Below are 5,669 nucleotides of genomic sequence, written 5' to 3' on the forward strand. Positions count from 1 at the left end.
TGAACGCGGCCGCGCAGCTCCAGGATCCGGACTCCCTCCTGGCCCACGTGAAGGGCCTCGCCTGGCTGTACCGGCGGTCGCCGGAGATCGGCTGGGGCGGGGCGCGACGTCCGCCCGTTGACTTCCCAGGTGCGCGGCCGTGCTCGCGGGTCCGGGGGCGCTCGCCGACTCGAGGTCCGTTCTCCTCCGGCTCCCGCTCCGTTCTCCTCTGGCCTCGACGACTGTCCAGGAGTTGTCGCACTCGAGCTCGAGTGCGACGACTTCTGCGCACTCGGCGACGACGGTGAACGGGACGGGGCCGGCGGCTCCGCGACCACGCGGAAGCGGCCGTACTGGAGCGCGAGTACGGCGACTTCGGAGCAGTGGCGACCGGCTCGAGTCTGCGGGTCCGCGAGTGCTCAGGAGTTGTCGCAGTCGACGCCGAGTGCGACGACTTCTGGACAGTGGGGGAGGCTCCGGGGTGAGGGCTTGCGAGTGCTCAGGAGTTGTCGCAGTCGAGGCCGAGTACGACGAGTTCTGGACAGTGGGGGGAGGCTCCGGGGTGAGGGCTTGCGAGTGCTCAAGAGTTGTCGCAGTCGACGCCGAGTGCGACAAGTTCTGGACAGTGGGGGAGGCTCCGGTGAGGGCTCGCGAGTGCTCGGGAGTCGTCGCAGTCGACGCCGAGTGCGACGACTTCTGGACAGTGGGCGGCGTCCGAGCAGCGTCAGGGGCCCCGGCGGCACCCGTCAGGGACCCCGGCGGCACGCATCCGGGGCCCCGGCGGCACGCGTCGCGCCCGGCGCCCGCGACCTAGGGTGAGGGAATGCATCCGCTCGACGCCCAGGACCCGCTCGCGCACTGCCCCGAGCTGTTCGTCCGCACCCCCGAGGTCCGCTCCTACCTCGACGGCAACTCGCTCGGCCGGCCGCTGCGCGCGAGCGTCGCCCGGCTCGCGCGGTTCGCGGAGGAGGAGTGGGGCGGCCGCCTCATCCGCGGCTGGGAGGAGGGCTGGCTCGACATGCCGCTCGAGGTCGGCGACGCCCTCGGCTCCGCGGTGCTGGGAGCCGCGGCCGGGCAGACTATCGTCGCCGACTCCACGACCGTCCTGCTCTACAAGCTCGCCCGCGCGGCGATCGCCCGCCAGGCGGAGCAGGGGCGCGACGAGATCGTCGTGGACACCGACAACTTCCCCACCGACCGGTACGTGCTGGAGGGCATCGCGGCCGAGACCGGCAGCACGCTCCGCTGGATCGACTCCGACCCCGGGAGCGGCGTCGGCCCCGACGACCTCGCCCCGGTGCTCGGCAAGCGGACGGCGCTGGTGCTGCTCAGCCACGTCGCGTACCGCTCGGGGTTCCTCGCCGACGCCGCGGCGATCACCGCCCAGGCGCACGAGGCCGGCGCGCTCGTGCTCTGGGACGCCTCCCACTCCGTCGGCTCGGTGCCGCTCGAGCTCGACGAGTGGGGCGCGGACCTCGCGGTCGGCTGCTCCTACAAGTACCTCAACGGAGGCCCGGGGGCGCCCGCGTGGGCGTACGTCGCGTCCCGGCACCAGGGCTCGCTCGCGCAGCCGGTGCAGGGCTGGATGGGCGTCGCCGACATGTTCGAGATGGGCCCCGGCTACCGTCCGGCCGAGGGGATGCGGCGCTTCCTCAGCGGCACCCCGCCGATCACGGGGATGCTCGCGATGCAGGACATGATCGCGCTGATCGCCTCGGTCGGCATGCCCGCGGTGCGCGCGAAGTCGGAGGCGATGACGGCGTACGCGCTGGAGCTGGCCGACGCGTGGCTGGTGCCGCGCGGGGTGCGGGTGGCGACTCCGCTCGACCCCGCCCGGCGCGGCTCGCACGTGACGATCGCGCACGAGTCGTTCGCCGGCCTGGTCCCGCGGCTGCAGGCGGAGGGGATCGTGCCGGACTTCCGTCGACCCGACGGCATCCGGATCGGCCTCTCGCCCCTGTCGACCACCTTCGCCGAGCTGGAGCTGGGCATGGCGGCCATCAGGGACGCGCTGGACTGAGCGGGCCGGGGCTCGGCGGGGCGGCTGTTCCCGACCCCGCCCCCCCCCTGCCCTCACCGCGCGTCGCGCGTCCGTCGAGTGCTCTCCTTCTGCAGGGCCTCGACGAGCTCCGCCTTCGTCATGCGCGAGCGGCCGGAGACGTCCAGGCGCTTGGCGAGGTCCATCAGGTGCGCCTTCGTGGCGTTCGCGTCCACTCCGCCCGCCGTCTCGCCCCCGGGGGAGCGGCCGTGGCCCTCGGCGCGGGAGTCGGAGGGGCCGCTCTCGGCCTTGCGCTCCCAGTGGTCGCCGACCTTCTCGTACTCGTGCTTCAGTGCGGCGAAGGCCGTGCGGTGGGCGCGCTCACCGTCGCCGTAGCTGTCGACGGCCGAGTCGTGCGCGGCCGACCAGAGCTTCTGCGCGTGCTCGTCGGAGCGCTCGATGGTGGACGGGATCTGTTCCTCGCGGGGCATGGCGGCCTCCCTCTCGTCCTCCGACGCTACGTCGGGTCGGAGGCGCCGGTCACCCCGTTGACGAGCGCGCGGCGGGCGCCTCCGTCCCCGGAGCGCACTCGGGAGGCCGCTGCCGGTGTTCTCACCGGGCCGACGCCGATGATGGGGCGATGTTCATCCCGACCAGAGCCGCCGGTCTCGAGGCGCTCGACGACTTCGTCGCCCGCGCCGGCTCCGCCTACGCCCGCGACCGCAACCACGACCTCGGACCGTCCCGGGACAACGTCTCCGGACTCTCGCCCTACCTCCGCCACCGCCTCGTCACCGAGCGGGAGGTCGTCGCCGCGGTCCTCGCGCGGCACCGCCTGACCGCCGCGGAGAAGTTCGTCCAGGAGGTGTTCTGGCGCACCTACTGGAAGGGCTGGCTCGAGCAGAACCCGGACGTCTGGCGCCGCTACCGCCGCGAGGTGGCGGACTCCTCCGCGGGCGATCCTCCGCCCGGCTACCTCGACGCGATCGGCGGACGCAGCGGCATCGACGCGATGGACGCGTGGGTGAGCGAGCTCGTCGAGACCGGGTACCTCCACAACCACACCCGCATGTGGTTCGCGAGCATCTGGATCTTCACCCTCGGACTGCCCTGGCAGCTCGGCGCCGACTTCTTCTACCGGCACCTGCTGGACGGCGACGCCGCGTCCAACACCCTGTCGTGGCGATGGGTCGCCGGCCTGCAGACTCCGGGCAAGACCTACCTCGCCTCCGCGTCCAACATCTCGCGCTACACGGAGGGGCGCTTCTCGCCGAGCGGCCTCGCCACCACGGCCCGCGCGCTCACCGAGGAGCCCTTCCCGCCGCGGGCACCGCTCGAGCAGGACGACGTCGTCGGGACCGTCGGCGCCCGCCCCGGCCTCCTGCTGCACGAGGAGGACCTCGAGGCGGAGAGCCTGCTCGCCGAGCAGCCGGGTCTGGCTGAGCGCCTCGTCGCGTGCGCCGTCGCCGGGGACGCGGGCGGGCGCTCGCCGTCCGGAGTCTCCGACGCGGTCGCCGCCTTCACCGCCGCGGCGCTCGCCGACGCCGCCGAGCGCACCTCCGACTCGAGCGGCCGGCCGGCGCGGGTGCTGGCGGACGCGCGTGCCGCGACGGTCGTCGACTGGGCGGTGTCCGAGCGGATCGACACCGTGGTCGTTCCGTACGCGCCGGTCGGGCCCGTCGGAGAGCGGGTGGAGGCGCTCCGCTCGGCTCTCGCCGACGAGGGGGTCGCGCTCGTCACCGTGCGCCGCCGCTGGGACGGTGCGGCGTGGCCGTCGGCGTCGCGGGGGTTCTTCCCGTTCCGGAAGCGGATCCCGGCGCTGGTGCGCGACCTCGTCGAGCCCGCCGACGCGGCCCGCCTGTTCTGAGCGGCGTTCCGAGAGCCCCGTCCCGTGAGCTGCGTCCTGTGGGCCGTGTCCCGCGAGCTGCGTCCTGTGGGCCGCGTCCCGCGAGCCGTGTCCTGTGAGCCCCGTCCCGCGACCCACGTCCTGTGAGCCCCGTCCCGCGGAACCTGCCTGGTCCCGCGGGGCGGGTGCCGCTCAGCCGAGCAGGCGGTCGCGGAGGAAGTCGCTCGCGAAGCGGCCCGAGGGGTCCCACTCGGAGCGGAGGGTGCGCCACTCCTCGAGGTGCGGGTAGAGCGGCGCGATCTCGTCGGCTCCGGCGAGGAAGTGCTTGCCCCAGTGCGGCCGGGCGCCGAGCGGCAGCAGCGCGCCCTCGACGGCGGGGAGCACGGCGTCGACGCCGGCGCGGTCCTTCTTGAAGGTGAAGTGCACGCCGACGCTGTCGCGGCCCCCGGCGGGGGAGAGCCACTGGTCGTCGCCCGCCATGGTCCGCAGCTCCGTGATGAGCAGGACGTCGTCGATCCGCTCGCCGATCGCGCGCAGCGCCACGATCGCCTCGCGGACGTTCGCGCGCGGCACCATGTACTCGCTCTGTATCTCGTCGCCCGCGCTCGGCTCGCGGTCGAGGCGGAAGTGCGGCAGGCGCTCGGACCACGGTCCGACGGAGCCGCCGAACGGATTCAGGTTGGAGTCGACACCCTCCGAGACGGCGAAGAGGCTCGCGGAGGCGGCGACCGCGCCCAGGTGCGTCGCGTCGACGTCGGCGACGGATCCCGCCGCCACCTTGGTCTTCAGCCACAGCTGCTCCACGGTCGGCGAGGACCAGTGGGTCATGAGGCTGACGCTGTAGGCGGAGGAGGTGATCGCGTCGAAGTCGTCGAGCACGCGCTCCCAGGGCAGGTCGACGAACGCGTCCTGGCGGACGTCGAAGGTCGGCTGGATGTCGAGGGTCACGCGGGTGACGATGCCGAAGGCGCCGAGGCCTACGACGACGCCCTCGAAGCCAGGCTCCCCGCGGCGGATCGTGCGCAGCGAGCCGTCGGCGGTGACGAGCTCGAGGGCCGAGACGGCGGAGGAGAGGTTCGCGTTGCGGTCGCCCGAGCCGTGGGTGCCGGTCGCGATGGCGCCGGCGACCGAGATGTGCGGGAGCGAGCCCATGTTGTGCAGGGCGTAGCCGTTGCTGTGCAGGTGCGCGGCGACGACGCCGTAGCGGGTGGCGCCGCCGACGGTGACGGTGCTCGCCTCCGCGTCGATCACGGGGTCGGAGGCGAGGCGCCCCAGGTGCAGCAGTGCGCCGGGGGTGTCGGGCAGGGAGTTGAAGGAGTGGCGGCTGCCGAGGGCGCGGACGCGCTCGTTCTCGCGGACGAGGCGCTGCACCTCCTCGACGGACTCCGGCTCGATGATGGCGGCGGCGCGGTACTCGTAGGTGCCCGCCCAGTTGCTCCGTGAGGTCATGGGTCCATTCTGCCGGGTGCGCGGGGGATTTGTTGTTGTTTGCAACGAATGGCCCGGTGGTGCACGGGGACACCGCAGGACGGAACGGCGTGGATTTTGTTCGGGGCGCGCTCCGGGCCCCTGACGGGGAGGGCGGCGATGACCGCGCGCAGACGATCCCGCTCCGATCTGTTCCGGGTGAGCGTGAGCCTCCTGGTCACCATCGTGGTGGTGCTGCTCGTCCTGGCGACGGGGACGCTCGCTCCGGGCGACGGGGCCGTCGATGCGACGGCGACCCTCGTTCCGGTGTACCTGCTCGGCCGGCCGCTCTCCACCGCCCTCTCCGTGGGCTGGAGCGCCGCCTCGTACTCGCGCCTCGACGAGCAGGCGCTGCGGAGCACCGCCGAGGAGGAAGCGCGCGGCGAGCGGCGCCTCCTC

Annotated in this window: 5 protein-coding genes; 3 read left to right on the top strand and 2 right to left on the bottom strand. The window is 73.5% G+C overall.

The features are described from left to right. Window positions 1-802 precede the first annotated feature (802 nt). Entirely contained in the window at window positions 803-1,999 is a 1,197-nt protein-coding gene (locus C5D66_RS16530; protein WP_104256648.1) for a kynureninase, read from the top strand. 53 nt (window positions 2,000-2,052) lie between these two features. On the opposite strand, the gene C5D66_RS16535 is transcribed toward C5D66_RS16530, so the two are convergent. Further along, window positions 2,053-2,448: a ChaB family protein gene (locus C5D66_RS16535; protein ID WP_104225169.1), complete on the bottom strand. Its 396-nt coding sequence runs from the start codon at window positions 2,446-2,448 to the stop codon at window positions 2,053-2,055. Between the two features lie 149 nt (window positions 2,449-2,597). Between C5D66_RS16535 and C5D66_RS16540 the strand changes: the two genes are divergently transcribed. Continuing rightward, a complete protein-coding gene (locus C5D66_RS16540) occupies window positions 2,598-3,824 on the top strand; it encodes an FAD-binding domain-containing protein (RefSeq protein ID WP_104256647.1) in 1,227 nt (408 codons plus the stop codon). Between the two features lie 171 nt (window positions 3,825-3,995). Here C5D66_RS16540 and C5D66_RS16545 read toward each other — a convergent pair whose 3' ends face one another. Then, on the bottom strand, window positions 3,996-5,252 hold the full coding sequence (locus tag C5D66_RS16545; protein WP_104234610.1) for an FAD-binding protein: 1,257 nt from the start codon (window positions 5,250-5,252) through the stop codon (window positions 3,996-3,998). A 138-nt stretch (window positions 5,253-5,390) separates the two neighbouring features. Between C5D66_RS16545 and C5D66_RS16550 the strand changes: the two genes are divergently transcribed. After that, a partial coding sequence (locus C5D66_RS16550) for a hypothetical protein (protein ID WP_146086970.1) occupies window positions 5,391-5,669 on the top strand: 279 nt, incomplete at its 3' end.

Origin of the sequence: Rathayibacter sp. AY1B4, from assembly GCF_002932815.1 — a bacterium.
Classification (GTDB): Bacteria; Actinomycetota; Actinomycetes; order Actinomycetales; family Microbacteriaceae; genus Rathayibacter.